16 protein-coding genes are annotated in these 23,751 nt (G+C 37.3%); 5 read left to right on the forward strand and 11 right to left on the reverse strand.

Features of this window, described 5'->3' with window-relative positions; all coding sequences use genetic code 11:
- The first annotated feature begins 1 nt into the window (after position 1).
- Positions 2-559 carry an RNA polymerase sigma factor gene (locus PKC55_RS08865; RefSeq protein ID WP_135105427.1) on the forward strand — a complete coding sequence of 186 codons (558 nt, stop codon included), beginning with the start codon at positions 2-4 and terminating at the stop codon, positions 557-559.
- 21 nt (positions 560-580) lie between these two features.
- Complete coding sequence (locus PKC55_RS08870) at positions 581-970, forward strand: hypothetical protein (RefSeq protein WP_228093880.1); 390 nt, start codon at positions 581-583, stop codon at positions 968-970.
- A gap of 101 nt (positions 971-1,071) precedes the next feature.
- On the opposite strand, the gene PKC55_RS08875 is transcribed toward PKC55_RS08870, so the two are convergent.
- Genes PKC55_RS08875 through PKC55_RS08890 form a run of 4 tightly spaced genes read right to left on the reverse strand, consistent with a single transcriptional unit; the run spans position 1,072 to position 4,278 of the window.
- Positions 1,072-2,247 carry a M24 family metallopeptidase gene (locus PKC55_RS08875; protein WP_291127188.1) on the reverse strand — a complete coding sequence of 392 codons (1,176 nt, stop codon included), beginning with the start codon at positions 2,245-2,247 and terminating at the stop codon, positions 1,072-1,074.
- The gene (gene nadD / locus PKC55_RS08880) at positions 2,237-2,830 is read right to left on the reverse strand and encodes a nicotinate (nicotinamide) nucleotide adenylyltransferase (protein ID WP_291127186.1); all 594 of its coding nucleotides are present in this window, start codon (positions 2,828-2,830) and stop codon (positions 2,237-2,239) included. Before nadD ends, PKC55_RS08875 begins: the two co-directional genes overlap by 11 nt.
- A complete protein-coding gene (gmk, locus tag PKC55_RS08885; RefSeq protein WP_291127184.1) occupies positions 2,827-3,390 on the reverse strand; it encodes a guanylate kinase in 564 nt (187 codons plus the stop codon). Before gmk ends, nadD begins: the two co-directional genes overlap by 4 nt.
- Before the next feature lie 15 nt (positions 3,391-3,405).
- The gene (locus PKC55_RS08890; protein ID WP_291127182.1) at positions 3,406-4,278 is read right to left on the reverse strand and encodes a YicC/YloC family endoribonuclease; all 873 of its coding nucleotides are present in this window, start codon (positions 4,276-4,278) and stop codon (positions 3,406-3,408) included.
- 134 nt (positions 4,279-4,412) lie between these two features.
- Here PKC55_RS08890 and PKC55_RS08895 point away from each other — a divergent pair, with 134 nt between their 5' ends.
- On the forward strand, positions 4,413-4,772 hold the full coding sequence (locus tag PKC55_RS08895) for an arsenate reductase family protein (protein ID WP_291127180.1): 360 nt from the start codon (positions 4,413-4,415) through the stop codon (positions 4,770-4,772).
- A gap of 7 nt (positions 4,773-4,779) precedes the next feature.
- A complete protein-coding gene (locus PKC55_RS08900; protein ID WP_291127178.1) occupies positions 4,780-9,324 on the forward strand; it encodes a translocation/assembly module TamB domain-containing protein in 4,545 nt (1,514 codons plus the stop codon).
- 38 nt (positions 9,325-9,362) lie between these two features.
- Here PKC55_RS08900 and uvrA read toward each other — a convergent pair whose 3' ends face one another.
- From uvrA to PKC55_RS08915, 3 genes are all read right to left on the reverse strand, one after another.
- Positions 9,363-12,155: an excinuclease ABC subunit UvrA gene (gene uvrA, locus PKC55_RS08905; protein ID WP_291127176.1), complete on the reverse strand. Its 2,793-nt coding sequence runs from the start codon at positions 12,153-12,155 to the stop codon at positions 9,363-9,365.
- A 130-nt stretch (positions 12,156-12,285) separates the two neighbouring features.
- Positions 12,286-12,774: a DUF5004 domain-containing protein gene (locus tag PKC55_RS08910; protein WP_135105436.1), complete on the reverse strand. Its 489-nt coding sequence runs from the start codon at positions 12,772-12,774 to the stop codon at positions 12,286-12,288.
- Positions 12,775-12,978: 204 nt separating this feature from the next.
- Positions 12,979-13,569 carry a bifunctional nuclease family protein gene (locus PKC55_RS08915; RefSeq protein WP_006841702.1) on the reverse strand — a complete coding sequence of 197 codons (591 nt, stop codon included), beginning with the start codon at positions 13,567-13,569 and terminating at the stop codon, positions 12,979-12,981.
- Positions 13,570-13,789: 220 nt separating this feature from the next.
- Between PKC55_RS08915 and PKC55_RS08920 the strand changes: the two genes are divergently transcribed.
- Positions 13,790-15,583, forward strand: a complete 1,794-nt coding sequence (locus PKC55_RS08920; protein WP_291127173.1) for a helix-turn-helix domain-containing protein — start codon at positions 13,790-13,792, stop codon at positions 15,581-15,583.
- 500 nt (positions 15,584-16,083) lie between these two features.
- Here the strand turns inward: PKC55_RS08920 and PKC55_RS08925 are convergent, their stop codons facing one another.
- The 4 genes from PKC55_RS08925 to susR all read right to left on the reverse strand — a co-directional run bounded on the left by PKC55_RS08925 (position 16,084) and on the right by susR (position 23,442).
- Positions 16,084-18,270 (reverse strand): glycoside hydrolase family 3 C-terminal domain-containing protein, encoded by a 2,187-nt coding sequence (locus tag PKC55_RS08925; RefSeq protein WP_291127208.1) that lies wholly within the window; start codon positions 18,268-18,270, stop codon positions 16,084-16,086.
- Between the two features lie 135 nt (positions 18,271-18,405).
- Complete coding sequence (locus PKC55_RS08930; RefSeq protein ID WP_324372716.1) at positions 18,406-19,860, reverse strand: endo-1,6-beta-glucanase; 1,455 nt, start codon at positions 19,858-19,860, stop codon at positions 18,406-18,408.
- A 125-nt stretch (positions 19,861-19,985) separates the two neighbouring features.
- Positions 19,986-21,518 (reverse strand): M12 family metallopeptidase, encoded by a 1,533-nt coding sequence (locus PKC55_RS08935; protein WP_283685498.1) that lies wholly within the window; start codon positions 21,516-21,518, stop codon positions 19,986-19,988.
- A 277-nt stretch (positions 21,519-21,795) separates the two neighbouring features.
- Entirely contained in the window at positions 21,796-23,442 is a 1,647-nt protein-coding gene (gene susR, locus PKC55_RS08940) for a SusR family glycan utilization regulator (RefSeq protein ID WP_324372719.1), read from the reverse strand.
- Positions 23,443-23,751: the final 309 nt, after the last annotated feature.

Consider the following 23,751-nt stretch of genomic DNA (forward strand, 5'->3'; position numbering starts at 1 on the left):
GATGGATGAAAAGCAACTTATACACAAAGTCCTGAAGGGAGATACGTCTGCCTTCGGGTATTTTGTAGACACATATCAGGATATGGCTATAACTATAGCCTATCGTGTGTGTGGTAACAGGCAGGATGCAGAAGATATTGTGCAGAATGCTTTTGTTAAGGCTTTTCATAATTTGCATACATTTAGGGCTGACAGTAAGTTTTCGACTTGGTTCTACAGAATTGTTTATAATACGGCAATTACAGAAACCCGTAATACGGTTTACAATACAGAGTTTGTTGATTATAAACAGATTGATTTGGATAATTCTTTCTCGGATTGGGATACAATGTCTCAGGTAGAGGATAACGAGAGGAAGGCTATTGTAAATGAGGCTATGGATAAGATGCCTAGAGATGAAGGGCTTTTGCTCACATTATACTATCTGGAAGATAACTCGGTGAAAGAAATAGCACAAATAACCGGGCTGACGGATGTAAATGTGAAAGTGAAGATGCATAGGGCACGAAAGCGTTTCGCAGATATTCTGGAACAGATGATGCGGTACGAAACCTCTTAGAGATATTAAAATATGGAATTGATGAATAATAATAAAAAATATAAATACAACGATATGAATATGCAGGATGATAAAATAAGAGAGCTTCTTTCGGGCACCAGAATGAAAGCAAGCGACAATCTTAAATACAGGATCATGCATCAGATAGAAGCCGAAAGAGCATTAATGCATGAGAAGTCTAAAGTGCAAAGCTCAAGCCCTTTCATAGGGAATATGTTTGCCATTTTCGGTGTGATGTATGCCCTGATTGCGATAGTTGCTTTAGTCGTCTATTTTGCCGCAGGGAAAGATGCTTTGCAGTCTGCCATGTTTTTTGCTCCGATATTGCTAATCGCTTCTGCTTGCGGCATGTTCGGATTTATTTCGGTATATGACGATCGACGCAGGAGTAAGCATAAAGCTGTGAGCTGATAGTAGTGAAGGTGTGAGATATAAAAATGGGCTTAAAGCATTTGCTCTAAGCCCTATATATATTTTAAATGGAGGAAGAATTCGGCGTATACTAATCGTGATTAAAGTTCTATAATTTCTTCTTCCAATATTGTCAACTTCTCAAGGCCATCTTGCGTTACCAAGTATGTGTTTTCAATGCCTACAGCTCCTACTTCAGGGATTACGAATTTAGGTTCGAGGGCAAAAACAATGTTTGGTTCCAGCAATTCTTTCGAACGAGGGGTTAGTACGGGAGGCTCATTGATCTCCAATCCTACACCGTGACCAACAAATTTAGCTTGTTGCTTTGTTCCCATAAAGTAAGGTTCCAGATTGTTCTTAACCACTGCTTCCATCGCAATATTGTATAACTCGGCACAGCTTACGCCGGGTTTGGCGATGTCCATTACCTTATTGCTGATTTCTATAGAGACCTGATGTGCGCGGTAAGCCAAATCGAGAGTCTTACCTACAGAGAACACACGGGTCATGTCTGTCATCCATGGGGTATAGTTTCCGGCCATATCTACCATAATGGTATTCCCTTTCTTTATCTTTTGACCCGACGCACCTAAAGGTAAAATGGGGCTTGTTCCCGCTCCGCCAAGAGCAAAGTCGAAAGGGGATGGGGCTTCTGCATTTTCTCCTGTAAGAAGACTGCCCATGTAGATATCCATGTTTTCGCCGTAGCTGCGGAAAAGTCCTAATGATCCGTGCAGACGCATCAGACGTTCTATTTCTATCTGAAACTCTATGTCCGTCATGCCGTCTTTATAAACAGAAGGTATCATCTTATAAACGGCTTCATGCTTACGGGCGCAAAGTCTTACTTGCTCCAATTCGAATTCGGTTTTTACACTGCGTACTTTACGCATCAGGGTAGATGCATTCGCAGCTTCCTTCAGCCCGAATGTATTGAGTAAACGGCTGCATTCACCGAAGGAAATCACATCTGTTTCAATCAACACGGATTGAGGAATGGAGTGTCCGAGATTTTTTAGCTCATCAGTTATCTGTTCGGGTTTGCGGATATAAATAGTATTATCGAAACTGACATCTTCGGGGCGCTTTACGAAATGTACCGGTTGTCCTTCTATCGGTAAATAGTAGTAACCATTATATACCATTCCGGTCATGTAGAATACATTTACGGCAGTAGTCAATATACAGCCTTCAATATTCATCGACTGCATGGCACTTTGCAAGCGTTGTTGGCGAATCAGTAAGTCTTTCGATAAATGTTCCTTATAGCTCATTTTTATAGTGTTTATATAGTCCTTTTTCTATAATATAGTCATATACGTTTTCGGTAAGAAAAGGACGCATGTTCTTACCAGCCTCTATACCCTCACGTATGAAGGTAGATGATACTTCTATGATTGGCGAGTCTAAGGCTTCTACCTTTTGCTTTAGCCTATCAGGTATTTTTATCCGAAAGCCTAAGCGAGGATATATTTTAAGCTTATAATTTTCCAGAATCTTATCCGTTTCATGCCAGCTTTCGAAAATAGCCCAATTGTCGGCTCCAATAACGAGCGTGAAGTCATGCTCGGGATACTTTACTTTCAAAGCATCCAGCGTATTGATCGTATATGATGGTTTGGGCAGATCGAACTCGAAGTCGCTCGCCTTTATTTTGGGATATCCTTCCAAAGCCAACTTCGTCATTTCTAAGCGTACATATTTATCCGAGAGATCATTCTCCGATTTTAGAGGGTTGAGAGGACTTACCAGCAGCCAGACTTCTTCTATATCGGTATATTCTACAATGTAGTTTGCCAGAATAAGATGCCCTACGTGAATAGGGTTGAATGAGCCGGAGAATATGCCTATCTTCATGTTGCAAGAAATTCTTTTACCACTTGTAATGCTTTTGCCTTTGCCTCTTCCAGATTGTCATTCTTGATAATGACATCAAAGTGAGAAGCGAATGTCATTTCATATTCTGCTTTTGCTACCCGTGCTTCTATTATCTCGGGAGAATCGGTTCCTCTCCTTATCAGTCGGTTGCGTAATTCATTGATGGATGGCGGTTCTACAAATATAGAGAGCGCCTTATCTCCGTAGTATTTTTTTATGTTACATCCTCCTACCACATCGACATCGAAGATTACATTGCCGCCATTATCAAAGATTCTTTGTACTTCGGTTTTTAGCGTTCCATAGAATTTATCTTTGTATACTTCTTCGTATTCAAGGAATTCATTATTCTCAATTTTCTGACGAAACTCTTCGGGTGTATGAAAGTAATATTCTACTCCATGTTTTTCTTCTCCGCGAGGCAAACGGCTTGTGGCCGAGATAGAAAACCGGAGGTTTAAATTTTGCGAAAGCAAGTAGTTTACAATAGTTGATTTGCCTGCACCCGAAGGAGCCGAAAAGATGATTAATTTGCCCATTCTATCGCTTATTCCTTACAATACGTTCAACACCTGCTCTTTTATTTGTTCGAGCTCATCTTTCATTTTCACAACAACCTGCTGCATCTCGGCATGGTTCGATTTTGAGCCCATCGTGTTTACTTCACGTCCTATTTCCTGAGCTATAAAACCAAGCTTTTTACCTTGTCCTGATCCTGATGTCATTGTTTCCAGAAAATATTTAAGGTGGTTGTTCAAACGATTCTTTTCTTCGTTTATATCAAGCTTTTCGATATAATAAATCATTTCCTGTTCGAAGCGATTTTTATCATAATCGAAATCCTCTATTTTTTGTAGGGCTTCTGATATACGGCCTTTTATTTTGTCTACACGTTCTGTTTCGAAAGGTTCTATATCGGTCAGAAGGGTTTTTATGTTAGATATTTTTTCTTCGAATAGCTTCTGAAGCATTGCACCTTCCTGCTTACGGAATGCATGCAACTGATCAATTGCTTCGCTGATAACATTCGATACCATAAGCCATTCTTCCTCGTCTACTTCCTGCGCTTCATACTTCAAAACGTCAGGTAAACGTAGCAAGACCTGAAACCAATCTTGAGGAACAGCAACCCCCAATTTCTCGCAAGATTCTTTGATCTGATTATAATATCCTTCTATGATACTTTGATTGATCTGTGTAGCAGTTTCGCTGCCTATATTTTCTATATATATGAGAAAATCTACCTTTCCTCGTTCTAATTGGCGAGATAGCAGATTGCGGATTTCCATTTCGTGCTCCTTATACAGGTTTGGTAAACGTACCGATAAATCGAGTTGTTTACTATTTAAGGATTTTACTTCAACAGTAATTTTCCTTTTATGAAGTTCAGCAGTTGATTTGCCAAAACCAGTCATTGATTGTATCATGCTGTAATTTTTAATTTTAGGTACAAAAATACACAAATTATTACGTGAGAAGTCAACTTTAGCTAATTAAACTACGTTATTCATCCGTAAACTTTTATTTTTGTATATTGTTCAAATATAAAATGACATATACAATGACAACAACACTCTTTTTACAATACCCTAAATGCAGTACTTGCCAAAAAGCCGCTAAATGGCTTAAAGAAAATAATGTAGAAGTAAACAGCAGAGACATTACCAAAGAAAATCCGTCGAAGGCAGAACTGTCTGAATGGATAAAGAAAAGCGGACTTCCTATCTCTAGATTTTTCAATACTTCGGGGAGAATCTATAAAGAGAATAATCTCAAAGATAAGGTGAAATCAGCATCGCAAGAAGAATTAATAGATATACTATCTTTTGACGGAATGGTAGTAAAACGTCCGATTGTAGTAGGAAAAGATTTTGTTCTGGTAGGATTTAATGAGGAAGAATGGATTCAGAAGCTGAAATAAAATAAGTATGGAGGAAATAGATCAGAATACTCATATACACGAAGAATTACCAAAGAAGAAAAGCTTGATAAAGAAGTTTTTCAAAGTTCTGATGTATATAGTTCTATCGCTGATAGGACTTAATATTCTTCTTTATATACTTCTTTCTATTCCTTTTATTCAGCAGAAAGTTGCTAACTATGCGGTAGATATTCTAAAAAATACACTGAAAACAGAAGTTTCCATCGATGAAGTTCGCCTTAGCCTGTTCAATCATGCAACCCTAAATGGCATATATATAGAAGATCGGGCAAAAGACACCTTGCTCTATGCCAAACATTTGGATGTAAAACTAAGTCCGTGGCAATTAATTAAGAGCAATACACTAGCCATTACAAGTATAAGCCTCGATGATTTTCTTATCAACGTTAATAAAAAAGATAGTGTTAGCGATTTCAATTTTCAGTTTATTATAGATGCTTTTTCGGGAGATACGGTTAAGGCAGATACAACAAAAAGTACACTGAAGATTGTCATCACGGATGTTGATATAAAAAATGGCAGGCTGAATTATGATGTTCTTTCCGACTCGGTAACGCCCCACCTATTCAATGCTTCTCATATCTCATTATACGATCTGAATATTAATCTTGATCTGAATTCTATTGACCCTGATAGATTGGATATTGCATTAAATAATCTTTCGGCGAAAGAAATGACCGGTCTTGAAATTAAAACGCTGGAGGGACAGCTCTATTCGGATAAATCGCAACTTTGGGTAGATGATTTATCTTTAAACCTACCTAATTCGCATCTCAGAGCCGATAAAGTGAGGTATAACTTATCCACGTCCGAATTTGAAGTTCAAACGGAGAGTGCTGAGATATCTCCGATTGACTTATTGTCTTTTCTTCCTCAGTTGAAGTTTCTAAAGAATAACATTATTCTCTCTACGACTATTAAAGGAAAATTACCTGCCGTAAATGTTGAAAATATAAATATTGCTTATGGCAATGATGCATTATTAGAAGCAAAGGCTTCAATCTCAAATTATGAGAGATATGGAAGTGCCGATATTTTACTTTCGATCGATAAATTCAAGGCTTCTTCCTCGGCTGTCACTTCTTTTGCGAGAGTTGGAGATTCTACGTTTATAGCTCCCGATATATTCAGGGAGCTTGGAGATCTTTACCTGAAAGGAAATGTAAAGGGACAATTGAGCAAGTTTAAGCTGGATGCTGAGGCTTGGTGTCGTCAGGGAGCTATCACGGCGAAGGCAAGCGGAGGAGCAGATAGTATATTTTCACGCTTCAATGTTGCTGCAACATTAAATACCCAGAACTTCAATCTAGGCAAATTGCTGGGAGATACTTTGGGGTTGAAGCGTTTATCCGCTAAGATAGACGTGAGAGCAAGACAGGCAGAAAAAGGACCACTGATAGCACAACTGCAAGGTGAAATTGCATCTATACAGTATGGAAAAGATACCTATCGAAACATTCCTTTCGATGCTTATTATAATGCTTCAGAAATGGGAGCATCGGCAAATCTAAATTCTCCCGTAGGGAAAGTATATGCAAAGGCAAGTATGACCCAAGCACGAGTGCCCGACATTAATCTGAGATTGAAAGTAGACACCCTGCATATCGATCGCTTCTATAAAGATGAAAACTGGGTTAATCCACGTTTATCCCTTGTGCTGGAAGGAAGTATGAAAGGGTTGGATATAGATCAGATGCAAGGGAAGGCTGTAATTGATAGTCTTAATCTATACGATGCTAATTTTAATTTTAAGCCCGGAAAGTTTACATTGGAAATGGGTAAAAGGACAGAGAATGATAAATTTATAAAACTGACATCTTCTCTTCTTACCGCTAATATTGATGGGCAATATAAATTTACATCTCTTTCCGACGAGTTTTCTGAATTAATGAATAAGTACCTTCCGGCAGTTTTCCCAAAAGTAAAAAGGGTAAAAAAAGATCAGAATAATTTTACTTTCAATCTAACGGCGAATAACACCGAAGAGCTGGGTCGGATATTATCACTGCCTGTTGATGTTATTGAACCTGCAAGCATAAGCGGGAGGATAAATACAATAGATAATGTAATCACCGCTAAAGGAAATATTCCATATGTCAAATTTGGAGAATATGATATAAAAAGTACGACCATTGATGTAATTAATCTCGACTCTGCTTTTAATATTTCCGCCGGAAGTGACATTCTTATGCAAAAAGGTATGTATTCATTGGCCTTAAATGTCAGGGGTGCAAATAATGTAATGCGTTCTGTGGTCAATGTAATGAGTAATAAAACGAATATAGATATTGGCGGAAAAGTAGATGTATTAGCACAGTTTAGCAGAGATGAGAAGAATGAATTACTCTCTTACCTGAAGGTTAGCCCGTCTGATATAATGATAGATAAGCTGGCTCTAAATCTCCTTCCGGCAGAAGTCTGGAATAAAGGAGAGCGTACCGAAGTTCACAATTTGGGAATAGGTGTGAACAAGAAAAAATACATCGGATTGAACGGAGTTATTTCCAAAGAAGTAGGGGATAGCTTGAATATTGATTTCAACCATGCTGAGATAGGGGAATTGTTAGAAGCATTTGACATAAAAAATATCCGAGGATGTATACATGGAAATGTACTGATGACAAAAATGCTTGATCAACCTGAACTCTATACACGTAATCTGGAAATAGGAGATATTGTAATATTCGCAGATACCTTGGGAACAATGACTGTAGATAGCCATTGGAGTGATAGCTACGGAGGGGTAAGGTTAGATGCTATATTGGCAAAAGGAGATAAAACTTTTGCCGAGGTAGACGGTACGGTATATACCAATCAGGATTCTCTCGATTTGCAGGTCAGAATGCAGCAAATGCCACTCAGATGGATGCAGCCATTTGTCGCCGATATGCTAAACAAGATAGATGGAAGTATCAGCACCAATCTGATGATAGAAGGATCGACTAAAGCTCCTAAAGTTCGAGGATTTCTCGGGTTTAACGATACTCAGATAGGAGTGGATTATACGAATGTAGTTTATACGATATCCGATACTATACGTGTTAGCCCCGATAAGATAGGGTTTGATAATCTTACCTTAAAAGATAGTAGGGGAAATACGGCTAATGTAAATGCTACGTTGACTCACAAGAATTTTGGAGATATGAAGTATCAGCTTGATATGCGAATGGATAAGCTGATGGTACTAGATACAGAGCATCGTACAGACAGTTTGTTTTATGGTCGGGTTTTTGCATCCGGGCAGGTGAAAATAACTGGTGATGAAAAGAATATAAATTTGGATATGCAGATAAAGAATGATAAAAATTCGACTCTGAATATTCTATTGCCTCAGCGATCAGAAGCTTCTGATTACAAGAGTATTGTTTACATAAATGTTCCCGAAGAAAAATTGAAAAACACGATTGGTAATATCGTGAAAGATGCCCCTCTGCCTATTAAGTTGAGAGTCAGGCTTGATGTGACGCCGGATATTAATCTGGGAATAGTTATTGATCCGCTTACAGGAGATCAAATGCATGCCAAAGGAGCAGGACGAATAGATTTTACATATGATATGCAGAGTGAAAACATGTTTGCATATGGAGACTATACACTGAGTGACGGCTCTGTTCGGCTAAATCTGCAAGGAATAAAAAAGCTTGACTTTAAGATACAGGATGGTAGTAAGCTCAACTTTACAGGAGATCCTTTGAAGACGAAGTTTAATATAACGGCTTATCGGAGAGTAAGAGCCAACTTGAATACATTAGACAATAGTTTTGCTCTTAATGGAACTACAACGAAAGTAGATGTTGATTGTATTCTTAAAATAACGGGCAATATAGATAAGATGGATGTGTCTTATAATATTAGTCTTCCGGGTGCTGATGACGACACAAGACAGAGGATAAACAGCTTGATTAGTACCGATGAGCAAAGGGTGCGACAGTTTGCGTCCTTAGTTGCCACAGGGTCATTCTATTCAAGTATGGGAAATAGTGGTGTTAACTTCACAAATAGCTTGTGGTCCTCACTTGCTTCCAGTACCCTTTCGGCAGGATTGACGGCATTGGTGGGTAACATGCTGGGCGATAAGTGGCAAATAGGGGCCAATGTAGAATCTGATGACGGCTCATTATCGAATATGGACATGAGTGTGAATCTTTCTCGTAAATTCTTGGACGATAGATTGACCTTTAATACGAACTTGGGAATGCGTACAGATCATGCAACATCTGCTGACAATTCTTTTATTGGCGACTTTGATTTAGAGTATCAATTAAGCTCTTTGTGGACTCTCAAGGCGTATAGCCATATGAATAATCAGTTTTATCGTCAAGCACCTACTACGCAAGGGGTAGGGATAGAGTACAGTAAAGAGGCTGCAACGTTGAAGCGCTTGTTCCAATCTTTCAAGCCGAGAAGGCGTAGGGTACAGCAGCAACAGACAGAAAATGGAGCAGCACAAACACCATTACCCAGCGATTCGACACAGGTAAAAGTAGAACGGCAACCTATTATAAATGAACAAAAAAGAAACAGTAAATAAGCTATTTACTGTTTCTTTTTTATGGGATATATGTTTTATTATTGGTTCAATTTTTCTTTCAAGAAGCGACCTGTATAAGATTCTTTGCATTGAACGACTTGTTCGGGTGTACCTTCGCAAACAATGTTTCCACCGTCTTTTCCTCCTTCAGGACCAATATCAATGATATGATCTGCATATTTGATTACATCCATGTTGTGTTCTATAATAACTATTGTATGCCCTCTTTTAATCATAGAATCGAAGGCTTTCAGTAATGTTTTTATATCATGGAAGTGAAGACCTGTGGTTGGCTCGTCAAAAATAAAGAAAGTCGGTTCCGGCTTTTCATCGGCTAAATGGAACGCAAGCTTTACCCGCTGATTTTCTCCTCCCGACAGAGAGGAAGAAGACTGACCTAGTTTGACATAACCTAGACCCACATCTTGTAGCGGTTTCAGGCGTTTCACTATTTTCTTTTCTGTGTTGCCTTTTCCTCCTTCAAAGAATTCGATCGCCTGATCGATTGTCATTTCCAATACCTCATAGATATTTACGCCTCTGTATTGTACATCGAGTATATCCTGTTTAAATCTCCGTCCTTTACATACTTCGCATTCGAGCATCACATCTGCCATGAATTGCATCTCTACCAGAATCTTGCCTTCACCGGCACACTCTTCGCACCTTCCCCCCTCTACATTGAAAGAGAAATAAGCGGGAGTAAAATGCATCTGTTTGGCAAGCGGTTGCTCGGCAAAGAGTTTTCGTATTTCATCGTAAGCCTTGATATATGTAACCGGATTTGAACGAGACGAACGGCCAATTGGGTTTTGATCTACCATTTCGATTTCTTTTATCAAGTTGAGATCACCTTCCAGTCCATTGTATTGTACGATTTGGTCTCCTTTTCCTTTATAATGACGTTCCAAAGCTGTATAGAGCACGTCCGTAACCAGCGATGATTTTCCGGAGCCACTCACCCCTGTTATTACGGTCATTACATTCAAAGGAAACTTTACATTGATATTTTTAAGGTTGTTTTGTCGTGCCCCTTTCACTTCAATGTAATTGTTCCATTTACGGCGAATTTTCGGAACTTCTATTTTCTCTTCTCCATTCAGGTAGCGTACCGTATAGCTGTCGGTATGCTTGCGAAGTCCATCTACATCTCCTTGATATACGACTTCTCCTCCCAGGCGTCCTGCCTTAGGGCCTATGTCTATTATATAGTCTGCTGCACGTATTATTTCTTCATCATGCTCCACTACTACCACTGTATTGCCGATGGCTTTTAGTTCTTGCAGGACGTTAATCAACAGGTCTGTATCTCTGGAATGCAAGCCGATACTTGGCTCATCTAATATATATAACGAGCCCACAAGGCTGCTGCCGAGAGATGTTGCTAAATTGATACGTTGGCTCTCTCCGCCTGACAATGAATTCGAAAGACGGTTCAAGGTAAGATAGCCCAGTCCTACATTAACGAGGTACTGAACTCGTACATTTATATCAGTCAATAGGCGTTTGGCAATTGCAGCGTCTGTTTCGTCCAATTCTAAGTTCTGGAAAAACTCTTGTAATTCTGTAATAGGCATCAGAACCAAATCAGCGATTGTCTTTCCTGCCACTTTTACATACAGAGCTTGAGGTTTTAGCCGTGCTCCTTTACACGAAGGGCATGTAGTTTTTCCACGATAGCGAGCCAGCATAACACGATATTGAATCTTGTACTGGTTTTCTTCAACCATCTGAAAAAATGCGTCAATCCCATGCAGTCCTATAGCACCGTGCCACAATAGGTCTTTTTCTTTATCCGATAGTTCAAAGTAAGGTCTGTGTATGGGAAAATCATAGCGGGCTGCAGATTGGATGAACTCCTTTTTCCATTCGCTCATTTTTTCACCTTTCCAGCATACGACAGCATCTTCATAAACAGACAAGCCTTTGTTGGGGATAACCAGATCTTCGTCAATACCCATTACTTTTCCAAATCCTTCGCATACAGGACAAGCACCTACAGGACTGTTGAAGCTAAACATCAGATCACTGGGTTCTTCAAATTGAATTCCATCAGCTTCGAAATGTTTAGAAAAATTGAACATCTGAATTTTATCTCCCGTATAAAAGCGGACGATACAATCTCCTTCACCTTCGTAAAAAGCTGTTTCTATGGATTCCGAAAAACGACTGATATTCGCAGAATCTTTATCACATGTAAGGCGGTCGATCAGAAGAAGCAGATCATCCGGGTTTAGTTCTTTCTTTGACGCTATTAAATCTTCTATTCGCTCAAATTGACCTGAGATTTCAACTCTGGAGAATCCTTCTTTGAGTAATATCTCCAACTGTTCGGTCAGTGTTCTGTCATTCCGAAGGATTATCTTAGTCAATATGGCTAAACGGGTATCTTCGGGGAAGGAGAGCATCTTTTCTACAATGTCGCTTACCTGATGCTTTTTCACCACTTCGCCTGATACCGGAGATACGGTCTTTCCGATGCGAGCAAATAATAATCGCAGGTATTCGTATATTTCTGTAGATGTCCCTACCGTTGAGCGGGGATTGCGTGCGCTCACTCGTTGTTCGATGGCTATCGCAGGTGGAATCCCTTTAATATAGTCGCTTTCGGGTTTGTTCATCCTGCCAAGAAACTGACGGGCGTATGACGATAGGCTCTCTACATAACGGCGTTGTCCCTCCGCATAGAGTGTATCAAATGCCAAAGAAGATTTTCCTGAACCCGAAACACCTGTGATAACAATAAATTTATTTCGAGGGATTTCGACATCTATATTTTTTAGGTTGTTAACCCTTGCTCCTTTTATGAAAATATTTTTTTCTGCTGCCATAGTTCTAAAAAATGGATACAAAAATACGAAAAATTAAGCGCATATTTATACTCATTACAAACTTTGACATAAAAGGCAAAAGCCATCCTTTTTTAGAGAATGGCTTTTTACAATATTGACAAACAGCTTTTTATTTTGTTATCTTGCTGAATGTATCAACTCGTATGGCTTTCTTGATATCGGCTTTGTCTATTTCCAGTTTTTCCGCAACCTTTTCTTTTACATCTTCCGAAGCAATAATATCAGTGTTTTTATAAGATAATGCTTGTAAACTTTGCTCATGCTTCAGTGTTAGGATATTATCTTTCAATGTGTATTTACCTTCTATTTCTACCATTTCCTTGTTGATAGCTATCTTGGCTTTGAATGTGCTGTCGAGTTTGAATGCATATACGTTATTTGCAGCATCATTCATTTCTTTAATAGCAGCTACTACTTTTTCTTTTATCTCCGGCTTAGTAACCTCTACTTCGGCATCCGTTTTTGTATGTTTCCATGTACCGGAAATCACAGATACATCATTACCGTTGTCTTTATTGTCGTCATCGCTACACGACATAGCACCAAAACTAAAAATAGAAGCACACAAAGCTAATCCTAGAATCTTTCTAAGTTTCATAATTTATTTCTTTATAATTAATAAATAATTTTTTACTCAAAGAGTGATATCAACCTCTAAAAAGAAACCTCCGGATTTGTTTCTTTTAAAAAGATGATCGGGACACGCTTTTCGTTGCATAAGCGAATCCTTATAAAGCTTAAAAAAAGTTTAGGTTATGGAAATAATGGGTGTAGTGTATTTATTATAAGCTAATTGCGAAAATTACTTAGGATCATCTTTTTTCTTAAGTAATTCGTCTCTGAGCAAGGATGCCAGTTCGTAGTCTTCTCCGTCAATAGCATCTTTAAGTAGGCTCTCCAATTCTTCTTCGTTTAATAAGGAGTAATCCAGTGCCAAATTATCTTTTTCGTTTTCCGACGCATTATCCTCCGACGTGTTGTCATCAAATACAACCGCCTGTTCTTGCATAATAATTTCGGAGGTATATACCGGTGATTTGGTTCTTAAGGCAATGGCTATTGCGTCTGATGTTCGTGATTCTATTTCTATTATTTCTGTTCCCTGGCGCAGTATCATTTTAGAGAAAAATACACCATCTTCATATTTGTAAATATTCACCTCGAGCAGTAGAATACCAAGCTGTGCCAATAAAGTCTGAAAGAGGTCATGTGTTAATGGACGAGGTGGGATTGAACCCTGTAGTTTGAACGCAATAGATTGGGCTTCGGGTGTGCCTATAACGATCATTAAGCGGCGTAACCCATCTTCTTCAGCCAATACTAGTCCATACGTTCCGGATTGAGACTGGTTGAAAGAAAAGCCAAGCACAGATAGTTTTATTTTGTTTTCCATTTCTATTTCAAAATTATATATTTATTTCATTACTTTGATACAAAGCCCCGTTGTTTTAAAACATTTTACTTTCAGAATATCTCTAGATTCTATTTTTTTGAGATTTTCTTATGTTAATAGCAAAATTTATTTTATTTTGCATTGATTTTGGTATATAACAAAATAATAAGACAATAACACAAATTAAGAGGTGCCCTATAAACTTATAAACTACACAAGGATGAGAAGACTATTTCTGATTCTTTTCTTCTTATTAGCAGTATCTACCGTCAATGCTTTTAGCATAGACAGTATATACGTGAAACAATACAACAGAGTGCACTACTTCTGCTCTGATTCTGTTTTCTATAAATTAGCTCATCATGGATTTATTAAAAGCGTGGATGACTTGTCGGATTATTACGAGGATATATTTAATTATCTTCCTTTAGACAAACAGCTTAAGGAAATATCAAGGGTAAGGCAAGATGCAAAGAAGTATAATTCATCAGAGTTGGATATAGAAGCAAACTATATGTATGCTTTAGTTCTACCTGTGGGTGAAAATAATGATATCTCTTACAAAATAGCCAAAATGGAAGAGGTTGTTAAAAAGGCAGAGAGACAAAACAATATGGTAATGAAAATTAGGGCGATGGAAGCCATATTTAATATATACTGGAAGTCTTCTTTATATGCTAAAGCCTTTGCTCAAACTTACCTTATAGACGAACAACTAAAAAATATCACCGGTGAAGAATATCCCGGAAGAGGGTATGCTTATTATCAAATAGGGAGGGCATATTACTTTTTTCGTAACTATGATAAAGCTATTCCATATCTTCGGCAAGCTTTAAAACCTCCAAAATATTATTTCGATCGTTCCAACTTGTTGGCACGAAATGCAATTGGCTCGTATTATAATTTAATTGGGAATATAGATTCGGCAGAGTATTATTTCAGATCGGCATATTTTAGTGTAGATAATGTAAAGCTGAAGCCGGTTATCGATGCGGTATCGCTTAGTAATATAGGAAAATGTTTGATTAGTAGAGGTAAGCCGGATGATGCAATCCCATATCTTCGTGCCGGACTAAACCGGATGCTCATGGATAATGATTATGAGCTGGCTTCTGATGTTAGTTTAGAATTAGCCAAAAGCTATCTTTTGAAGAATGATTTTAAAAAAACGAAGACCTTAATAGATTCTACTCAGCTATTTATACGAAGAACCGAAAACACAGATCTTTATCAATCATTGTATCCTCTGATGTGTTGTTATTATTCCAAAGTGGGAAATAAAGAGCTGGCACTTGCTTTTTTTGATTCCACGCTGATGATTAATAAATATTTTCAGGATAAGTATAGTAGCCTGATACTTCTAAAGGCTGAACAAGACTTATATGAGACCAAGGCTCGGGTAATGAATGAGGATATGAAAGCCAAGGAGGATGCTTTTAAATACAAAATATTCTATGGAAGCATAATTATACTGATTATTTCGGTTGGGCTTATCTTTTCTATCGTATTGTATCATAGAAATAGGATGGCATATAGGGCTCTGGTATATAAAAATCAAGAGTGGGCAAGCGAGATGTTGTCTTATGCTCCTTATGAGTCTGCGGATGTATTACAGGAAGATGACAAATCAGAAGAAAAAGCGATAGAAGAGGAGCAACCTACACAAGAAGATGTTGCTTTGATGAAAGAAGTACATGAACTAGTTTCGAAAGAAAAGATTTTTAAAAATGCTGATTTGACTTTAGATTTAATGGCTAAACAAATGAGTATAAATAGAAATTATTTATCGAAAGCAATTAACCAAACTACAGGGAAGAATTTTAATACTTATATCAACGAATATAGAGTAAAAGAAGCTATAAAGATTTTATCAAATGAAAAGTCTGATGTCATTTCTATTGATGCTATAGCCTTTGATGTCGGGTTTAATAACCGCACATCTTTTTATCAATCCTTTAAGAAAATAACGGGACTTTCTCCCTCTGACTTTAGAAGTAATAAACCAACTGTATAAACTTCTAAAGGTCTGTCTAATAATCTTATATTTTATTGTAAGTTGTTGTTTGTTATGTGTTTATATATCTTGTGGTAAGGAATTATAAATATTAACCAATGTGTTGAATTTATCACTTACCTTTGATATTATTAAATTCCATAACAGAGGTCCCAACCTTAGTTAATTGAATTATTATTCTCAATTACACAACACACTTTACAAAACAAATTCAGTATGAGGGGCAAATCGAAAAAGATTTTGCCCTTTCATTTTTTTAAGAGGTAATATGATGCGTTTGTATACATGTGCTTAAGCTTTTTATGTAAATTCCCGACATACTTTGATAATTAGGATTATATGGTAAAATGTGAGGACAATCTGTAAATATTTATAAATACTTATATTTATTATGCTTATTACTAGTGTTTTATTTGATAGTAGGCTTCTGCGTGCTTTTATACAAAAAGAAAAAAGCACAGATCATTTGACCTGTGCTTTTCTGTTGTTATGGAAGAATTTTATTTTAGTTTAAATCCTACCTTCGATTTTATATCTGTTGAAGATGCACCGATGATTGCTTCAAAGTCACCATTTTCGGCAACCCAGTCATGTTTATCCGCATCAAAGAAGCTTAGGGCTGACTTGTCAATCGTGAAAGTCACCGTTTTTTCTTCACCTGCTTTCAGGTTTATTTTTTCAAAACCTTTCAACTCTTTTACAGGGCGGGGAAGAGATGATTTCAGATCGCTTATATACAACTGAACTATTTCTGCACCGTCTTTGCTTCCTGTATTTTTTACATTTACAGAGAATGTGATTTTTCCATCTGCTGTCATTTCTTTCTTATCGGCAGATACTTTTCCGTACTCAAAAGTAGTATAGCTAAGTCCGTGTCCGAAAGGGAATAAAGGTTTAATTTTTTCTTTATCGATCCAACGGTATCCCACGAAGATACTTTCTTTATAAGTAGCTTCTTTGTTCACACCCGGATAGTCGCCTAGCTTATGAGCTCCGTTGTCTTCGAGCTTCACTGGGAATGTGAAAGGCAGTTTTCCTGAAGGGTTTGCATCACCTGTAAGAATTGAAGCCAAAGCCGTACCTGATTCAGTACCGTTATACCATGTTTGAACAATAGCCGGAACTTCGTTTATCCAAGGCATTGCTACAGCATTACCCGAAATATTCACAACAACAAAGTTTTTGTTTGCCTTTGCCAGCTCTGAAATTACTTTATCCTGACCATAAGAGAGGCTCAATGATTCGCGGTCATTGCCTTCACTATCCTGTCTGTCACTTTTGTTTAATCCTCCGATAAATATAACCAGATCAACGTTCTTGGCAAGGCTTGTTGCTTCTGCTATCAGTTCGCTTGCTGAGCGTGAGTCGTGAAGGTCTCTCTTTAGCTTTACGCCGTTGTATTCGCTTGTAGGGTCACCTACATAGCCACGTGCATATATAACTTCCGCTTGTGTTCCCACACGATTGATTATTCCGTCCAGCGGAGAAATTTCATATCTAGCTTTTAATGAAGAGCTACCTCCTCCTACTGTCATTGGCTTAATTGCGTTTTCTCCAACTACGAGTATTTTTTTCGTTTTATTCAGATCGATTGGTAATACGCCGTTGTTGTTCTTCAACAATACAATTCCTTCTTCTGCTATTTTGCGTCCTGCCGCTGCATGCTCCGGTGTTCCAAAAGAGCCCCAAGGACGTTTTGTGTTCATTGTAGTACGGAATGCAAGACGAAGAATATTACGAACTTTTTTGTCTACTTCTTCTACCTTTACTTCTCCCGATTGTAATAGTTTCAAGAATGGTTTTGCCAGGTAATAATTGTCATAGGCATTGCTTGCCCCTTCGCTCAGTCCATCAGTCCACGAACCGAATTCCATATCCAGACCATGATAAATAGCTTCCTTTGTGCTGTTTACTCCACCCCAGTCGGATACAACCACTCCATCAAAGCCCCATTCTCCTCGTAAAATGTCATTCAGTAAATATTGATTGTGGCAAGCCCATTGTCCTTTATATCTGTTGTATGCACCCATTATAGCCCAAGCTTTTCCTTCTTGCACAGCCGCTTTGAAAGCCGGAAGGTATATCTCGTATAGTGCACGATCATCTACATTTACATTTACTGTATGACGATCTATCTCCTGATTGTTGAGAGCATAATGTTTTACACATGCTGCGACTCCATTGGCCTGTACTCCCTGTATATAAGGCACTACCATATGTGAAGCCAGATAAGGATCTTCTCCCATATACTCGAAGTTTCTTCCATTGAGTGGCGTACGGTAGATATTTACTCCCGGACCAAGTAGTATATTCTTGTTACGATATCGAGCTTCTTCTCCGATGCTTTTTCCATACAGCGCAGACATATCTTTACTCCATGTTGCAGCCAGACATGTAAGGGCCGGAAAAGCGATACACGAATCGTTAGTCCATCCGGCCTGATCCCACTCATCCCACAAAACTTCGGGGCGAATACCGTGAGGGCCATCTGTTGCCCAATTCTCAGGAATGCCTAAACGGGGAACTCCTGCCGAACTGAATTTAGATTGTGCATGGCACATGGCGACTTTTTCTTCCAGAGTCATTCTGGAGAGCGCATCTTCAACTCGTTGTTCAATAGGTTTTGTTTCATCTAAATAGATAGGTGTTTTGTTTTGCCCTATCATATTTAAGCTTATAGCACCCATGATTAGGATGCCTAACAGCGTTTTTCCTCTTTTCAGCATAAGTATGTAATTAATAATTTAGTATTTTCTTCTTTTTGCAAAAATTGGTCGCAAATATAATCTTTTTATTATTCAGCTTTTAATATTTGAACCGATTCATTTCCAAATGCACGAAATTACAGAACTCGCCGGTACGTTGTAGCTGAATGATTTGTTCCCAAGTTGTACTGTAACAGTGTGCTGTGCAGGGGTGTCATTTAGCAATACAATAGAATAGGTTTTGTCGGGATTTTCAAATGCCGAATAATAGATCCCTTCTACTGTTTGTCCTTCCGACTTAATGCGATGGCTACCCGGTTTTATAACCTTTGACAAATGAGCCATTGTATAGTAATGACTATTTTTGTCTGTTGTTTTATAATCGTTAGAGTCTATCGTGATGCAACCCAAACAAATATCACATCCGCCCGGACGGTCGGGGCCATGCTTATCGTCAAGCATATAGTTCCACATGATAACTGCTTTGTTATAGTTGTTGATCGTACCGATACAAACCTCACGCATGTTCCACATCAAGTCTTTTGCAAATGAATATCCTTCACCCCAAAGCCCGATTGACATTTCTGTGAAATATAAATTCTTGTCAGGACGGCCGTTGTGAATCTTCAGCAACTCCTCTTTATCACCACCATAAGCATGAAAAGCAGCACCATCGATATATTTTGCAGCATCCGTGTCTTCATATATTTTCAGTGGATATTGTTTCTGATCGAAGTTTTCGGCTTTATCTTCATCGTAGTTGTAATTATGATCATACACCAATATTTTAGTTTTTATGCCTGCCTTTTCAAATGCCGGGCCTAATGCAGATTTTACAAAATCTCGTTGTTCCTGCCAAGTCATATATAGAGACATGGAATTACCTCTGTTGAACGGCTCATTTTGTATTGTTACAGCATCTATCTTGAAGCCTTCTGCTTCCATTGCCTGAATATATTTTACAAAGTAGGCAGCATAATCCTGATAATATTTAGGATTTAACTGTCCGCTTGTCCAAGAGTCGAAAGGTTTTAGTTCTTGCAGGTTGTTTACCTTCATCCATTTAGGGCAAGACCAAGGAGAGGCCATAATTTTCACATCCGGATTAATCGCCTTTATTTCTTTCAGAATTGGAAACAGATCGCGTTTGTCATATTCATGCATAGCGAAATTTTCTATTCCCGGTTTGTCACAATATGTGTATTCGTCTAACGAAAAGTCCGAAGCCCCCAGTGATATGCGGATATAGCTGTATCCGTACCCATTCACCGGATCGAATGTTTCTTTCAGTAGTGTAGTTCTGTCCTCGGCTGTCATCTTTAAAAGATTATAACAACTTGACCCGGTTATGGCTGCACCAAAACCGTCCATTTCCTGATATTTCTCTTCAGGATATAGTGTTATTATATTGTCAGTAGCTTTTGTGTCTGATTTAGCAGAAAACGCTACCGAGTCTTTTTGCATAGTCTTTTCTTTATCTGCCGTAGTAGTGTATATTTCTACATACTCCTTTTTCTCGGTACAAGAGAATAAGATAGAACAGAAAAGCGCTGCGTAAACAATTTTTTTCATGAGCATTTAAATTATTCAAATTTCAAAAAGGAGTCTGCATAGAATGAATTCTATACAGACTCCACCAAACAATCTTATTTCAATATGTAACTTCTTTTAATGGACAGCATAAAATTGAGAGTAATTTATATTCTAATGACTGCTAAGTTAGTGTTCGCTAAGTCCTTCAGCTTACATGTAACGATTAATTCGGTACTACCTACACCTCCGGATGTCAACTTGACATCGGCTATTTGTGGTCTAAACTCTATCAAAGGATAAGGTAATGATATGAATAACCTGACTGTCGCATCTTCTGAATTAGAGACTAGATCTGGATCATTCGGTCTCAAATGAGTAGCTATAACGCGTCCACCTGTTAAAGACCAAGGTTTAGAAGATGAGTTTGCAATCTTTCCATTTACTTCAACTTTAATATGGGCGGTACCACTTCCTGACCCTTTAGAATTTGAGGTAAGAAAAGCAACCTCAAGATTATTTGGTGCTGTATCTTGAATTACTTTAATGAAGATTTTTTGATTTGTAACTCGATGATTTAGAACAATATTTGCCTCTCTCTTATATATGGTCCTATTCTCATCTACCTGATAAGTAAGCTGCACCAACCCTAAAGCTGAATAACTTTGAGGTAAAGGTTTTATACTTGATACTCTAACCCAGTTGGCGGAATTAGTTGAAACATAGAAATCGGTAGAAATGGCATTCTCATATCTAGATATAAATTGTAAATTGTAAACCCCACCCTTAACATCATAAACTTTCTCAACAAATGAGTTTGGAGATATTTTTGATTTGTATAAATAACTGTTTACAGCATTTATATCTCCAATTGACAGACTGTCTCTCTGAGCATTGAATATTTGTCCATTTTTTTTTACAATTGTGGGACTACCGTTTCTAGAAGCAGCATAAGAACCATACAACATGATAGAATTAAAATCAAATGGGCCGTAAGGACGGCTTCTGTCAAACCAATTGATAAAGTTATGTAGCTTATTGAGTTTAATATTACTCCAGTTGATCTCTATATACTTACCTCTATCGTTTCGTGTATGTTCATGGAATAATCCTATGGCATGTCCTATTTCGTGGATTGCATTGCCTGCACTTGCCCACGATGCTATTTTTATCTGCTGTCTCCCACCTTGTCTTCCAATGCGAGAGTTTGTATCGTTTGAAGTAGGTATAAATTCAATATAGTCTCCTATTTTAGAATTTATAAATCTGAGATTTGTTTTCTTCTCCCATTCTTCTATAGCATCATAGATTCTTTTAGGATTAGGAAACCCATCTTTTATTGTATAATAAACTATACCATTTGGCCATTGTCGTTTTTCACGAGTATGGACATTTGATTTTGTGAGGGTATCACCTTTTAAAGTGCTTTCGTTTATCATATCTTGTATATCTTCTTCTGTTAAGAAAATATCTCCTTGGAATAAATAACCACCAAGAACCTCTTCTACTTCCAGACCATTCCCAAAATCGATAATTCGACCTCCTTCAGATGAGTCTTCTATTTCTGTGGTAATGGAACTTGTACTTTTCGTATAGGCATCAGAGTTTGATTTAGTATTTTCCGGATTAGTGTCAATACTATCTGTGCAACTTGAAAGAAACATGATAAAACTTATAAATACATAATAACGCAATTTCATAATAATTTAGATTTAAATTAATCAAAAAGCTTTCATCTTGTATATAATATGCCTTTGCTTATTATATATAAGATAAGACCTAGCATAACATAGGTCAGAGTTTATTTTATTGAAAAATATTAACTATATATAGTTTTATAAATCTAGATAATTAAATGACTACAACTTTTCTTTGAGTCAAAAAAGTAGTGCGGGTTAACTTATATGTGTCTATTTATTAGTTTGTTATTTGTTTTTGTCTATAGTTAAAAAGTAGTCATTTTGAAGTGTTTTTGGGTTATCTGTTTTTCTGTATTATACCAATTTTCATCACTAAGTTTTCAAACTCGTCACGCGATACAGCGGCTTTATTGCGGGCTTTGGTGCGGTAGTTATAGATAGTGCTCAATGAATAGCGAAGGAAGCTTGCAATCTTTACACTATCTGTTATTCCTAAACGGATCAGGGCAAATATCCGCAATTCGGTATTGAGTAATTCTCCGGGCTTAAGAACTATCTGCTCTTCGCTTATAAGAAGGGTATTGAAGTCTTCTACAAATGTGGGATAAAGACTTAAGAATATATTATCAAAATTCTTATATAATTCTTCCAGCTCATTATCAACAAAGGCTGTTGACTTTAGTGTTTTGAACAAATCATCCAACTGGTTATTCGCAGCCTTCTTATTCAGAGACTTACGATAATCCTCCAATTTGGTGATATATGTTGAGCACAAATCGAAGAAATGTGCAATATATTCCTCTTTTATATGATTTGATTCAGATAGCTGAATATTTACCTCTTTGAGCTGCTTGTTGGTATCCGTAATTCCCTGATTCAAATCGATTAGTTTTACATTCGCTCGATACAGTTCTTTCCTTATTCGCGAAACTCTCTTCATTTGTTTGTATACGTATATCACAGCAACGATAAGGAATACGGTAAGAATACTAATAAGTATAAGGTATAATTGCAGTTTACTTTTTTGTTTTGCTTCTTTCGCCTGATAGGCTGTATTGATAATTGAGTAAAACTCTGAAATACCTATCGTCCTGAATCTTACATTGCAAAAAACAGCATCATCGATAGACGACTTGGTAAATTTATAAGCCTGATCTATGTCCCCTTCTTCATAGTAAACCAACGCCAGACTTTGCAAGGAAGCGTTATCTTTTATTGAGTTTTTAATATCCGATAGGGCTGAAAGGGCAAAATATTTTTTTTGCAGGTTTTGCTTCTTTTTATTCTCATAGACTTTACCCAATAGATATGCCACAAAAGCATAATCCGGGTCATCTTCCGGTATTTCATCCATGAGTTTTAGCAGACGGTTTTCGGCAATTTCTATTTGTCCCTGATAGAATATTTTCTCGGCATATGTTATTCGATATCTCACAGAACTAGAGTCTAAGGCTGTGAGTAATGAGTCTCTATAAGCTTCATTTATCTGAAAATAAGCGTGTCTGTCATTGCTTTGCGCATAATGTCCGTAAAACTGACTATTGGACTCAAAGTAAAGTGGAACTAATTTTTCGGATAATGATTTTCTGTCAATATGATTTAATATATCCTTTGCTTCGAGGTACATGCCTGTTGCAGAGTATAATAGCGACAAGTTTAGATTGGTTTCGTTGATAACGTCTATGCTATTTAACTTCTTCGCTATATCTTGATTCTTTTCCATATAGTAAACCGCCGAATCCATTCTGTATTTCCTGTATTCTTTCGACAGTTTGAAATTTATATCATATTCTTGAGCAAGAGAGAGATCTGATATGTGTAAGAGCTGTTTAAGGCTATTTATCTTTTGCTCTTTCTTTTCATCATAGTATTTTTTGTTATTTATTGCTTTATTCAGTTCATTAATATAACTGTTCCCTATATCGTTTGCAGATACGATAGTAGCAAGAGAATATAAAAATAGGATGATTGGGAGTTTTCTCATATCATAAAGAGCTTATGAAACAGGATCAGACTTTTTTACTTAATAGTGCGAAGTTAATCAAAAAAATGTATCAATATATTTTATTTAATTTTTTCATTTATTCAAAAAAGATAAAAATTATGAGCTATAAGTACAAATAAGAATTTGTTTGCATCTTTTTTATCCCGAATAAGTAAGCATGACAGGATATTATAGTATTATATCGACTATAGATTGACTTTGTTTGCGAATTATTATGTAATATTATAGTGACATTTCATTTAAGATTTGTCTATTGATAAAACGATATTCTGACTATGAAAACAAATA

The organism is Dysgonomonas sp. (assembly GCF_035323175.1).
Taxonomy (GTDB): domain Bacteria; phylum Bacteroidota; class Bacteroidia; order Bacteroidales; family Dysgonomonadaceae; genus Dysgonomonas.

Bases quoted from the DNA above. Each gene is read 5' to 3' on its own strand.
- PKC55_RS08865 (WP_135105427.1), top strand. From the start codon at position 2: ATGGATGAAAAGCAACTTATACACAAAGTCCTGAAGGGAGATACGTCT.
- PKC55_RS08870 (WP_228093880.1), top strand. From the start codon at position 581: ATGAATAATAATAAAAAATATAAATACAACGATATGAATATGCAGGAT.
- PKC55_RS08875 (WP_291127188.1), bottom strand. From the start codon at position 2,247: ATGAGCTATAAGGAACATTTATCGAAAGACTTACTGATTCGCCAACAA.
- nadD (WP_291127186.1), bottom strand. From the start codon at position 2,830: ATGAAGATAGGCATATTCTCCGGCTCATTCAACCCTATTCACGTAGGG.
- gmk (WP_291127184.1), bottom strand. From the start codon at position 3,390: ATGGGCAAATTAATCATCTTTTCGGCTCCTTCGGGTGCAGGCAAATCA.
- PKC55_RS08890 (WP_291127182.1), bottom strand. From the start codon at position 4,278: ATGATACAATCAATGACTGGTTTTGGCAAATCAACTGCTGAACTTCAT.
- PKC55_RS08895 (WP_291127180.1), top strand. From the start codon at position 4,413: ATGACAACAACACTCTTTTTACAATACCCTAAATGCAGTACTTGCCAA.
- PKC55_RS08900 (WP_291127178.1), top strand. From the start codon at position 4,780: ATGGAGGAAATAGATCAGAATACTCATATACACGAAGAATTACCAAAG.
- uvrA (WP_291127176.1), bottom strand. From the start codon at position 12,155: ATGGCAGCAGAAAAAAATATTTTCATAAAAGGAGCAAGGGTTAACAAC.
- PKC55_RS08910 (WP_135105436.1), bottom strand. From the start codon at position 12,774: ATGAAACTTAGAAAGATTCTAGGATTAGCTTTGTGTGCTTCTATTTTT.
- PKC55_RS08915 (WP_006841702.1), bottom strand. From the start codon at position 13,569: ATGGAAAACAAAATAAAACTATCTGTGCTTGGCTTTTCTTTCAACCAG.
- PKC55_RS08920 (WP_291127173.1), top strand. From the start codon at position 13,790: ATGAGAAGACTATTTCTGATTCTTTTCTTCTTATTAGCAGTATCTACC.
- PKC55_RS08925 (WP_291127208.1), bottom strand. From the start codon at position 18,270: ATGGGTGCTATAAGCTTAAATATGATAGGGCAAAACAAAACACCTATC.
- PKC55_RS08930 (WP_324372716.1), bottom strand. From the start codon at position 19,860: ATGAAAAAAATTGTTTACGCAGCGCTTTTCTGTTCTATCTTATTCTCT.
- PKC55_RS08935 (WP_283685498.1), bottom strand. From the start codon at position 21,518: ATGAAATTGCGTTATTATGTATTTATAAGTTTTATCATGTTTCTTTCA.
- susR (WP_324372719.1), bottom strand. From the start codon at position 23,442: ATGAGAAAACTCCCAATCATCCTATTTTTATATTCTCTTGCTACTATC.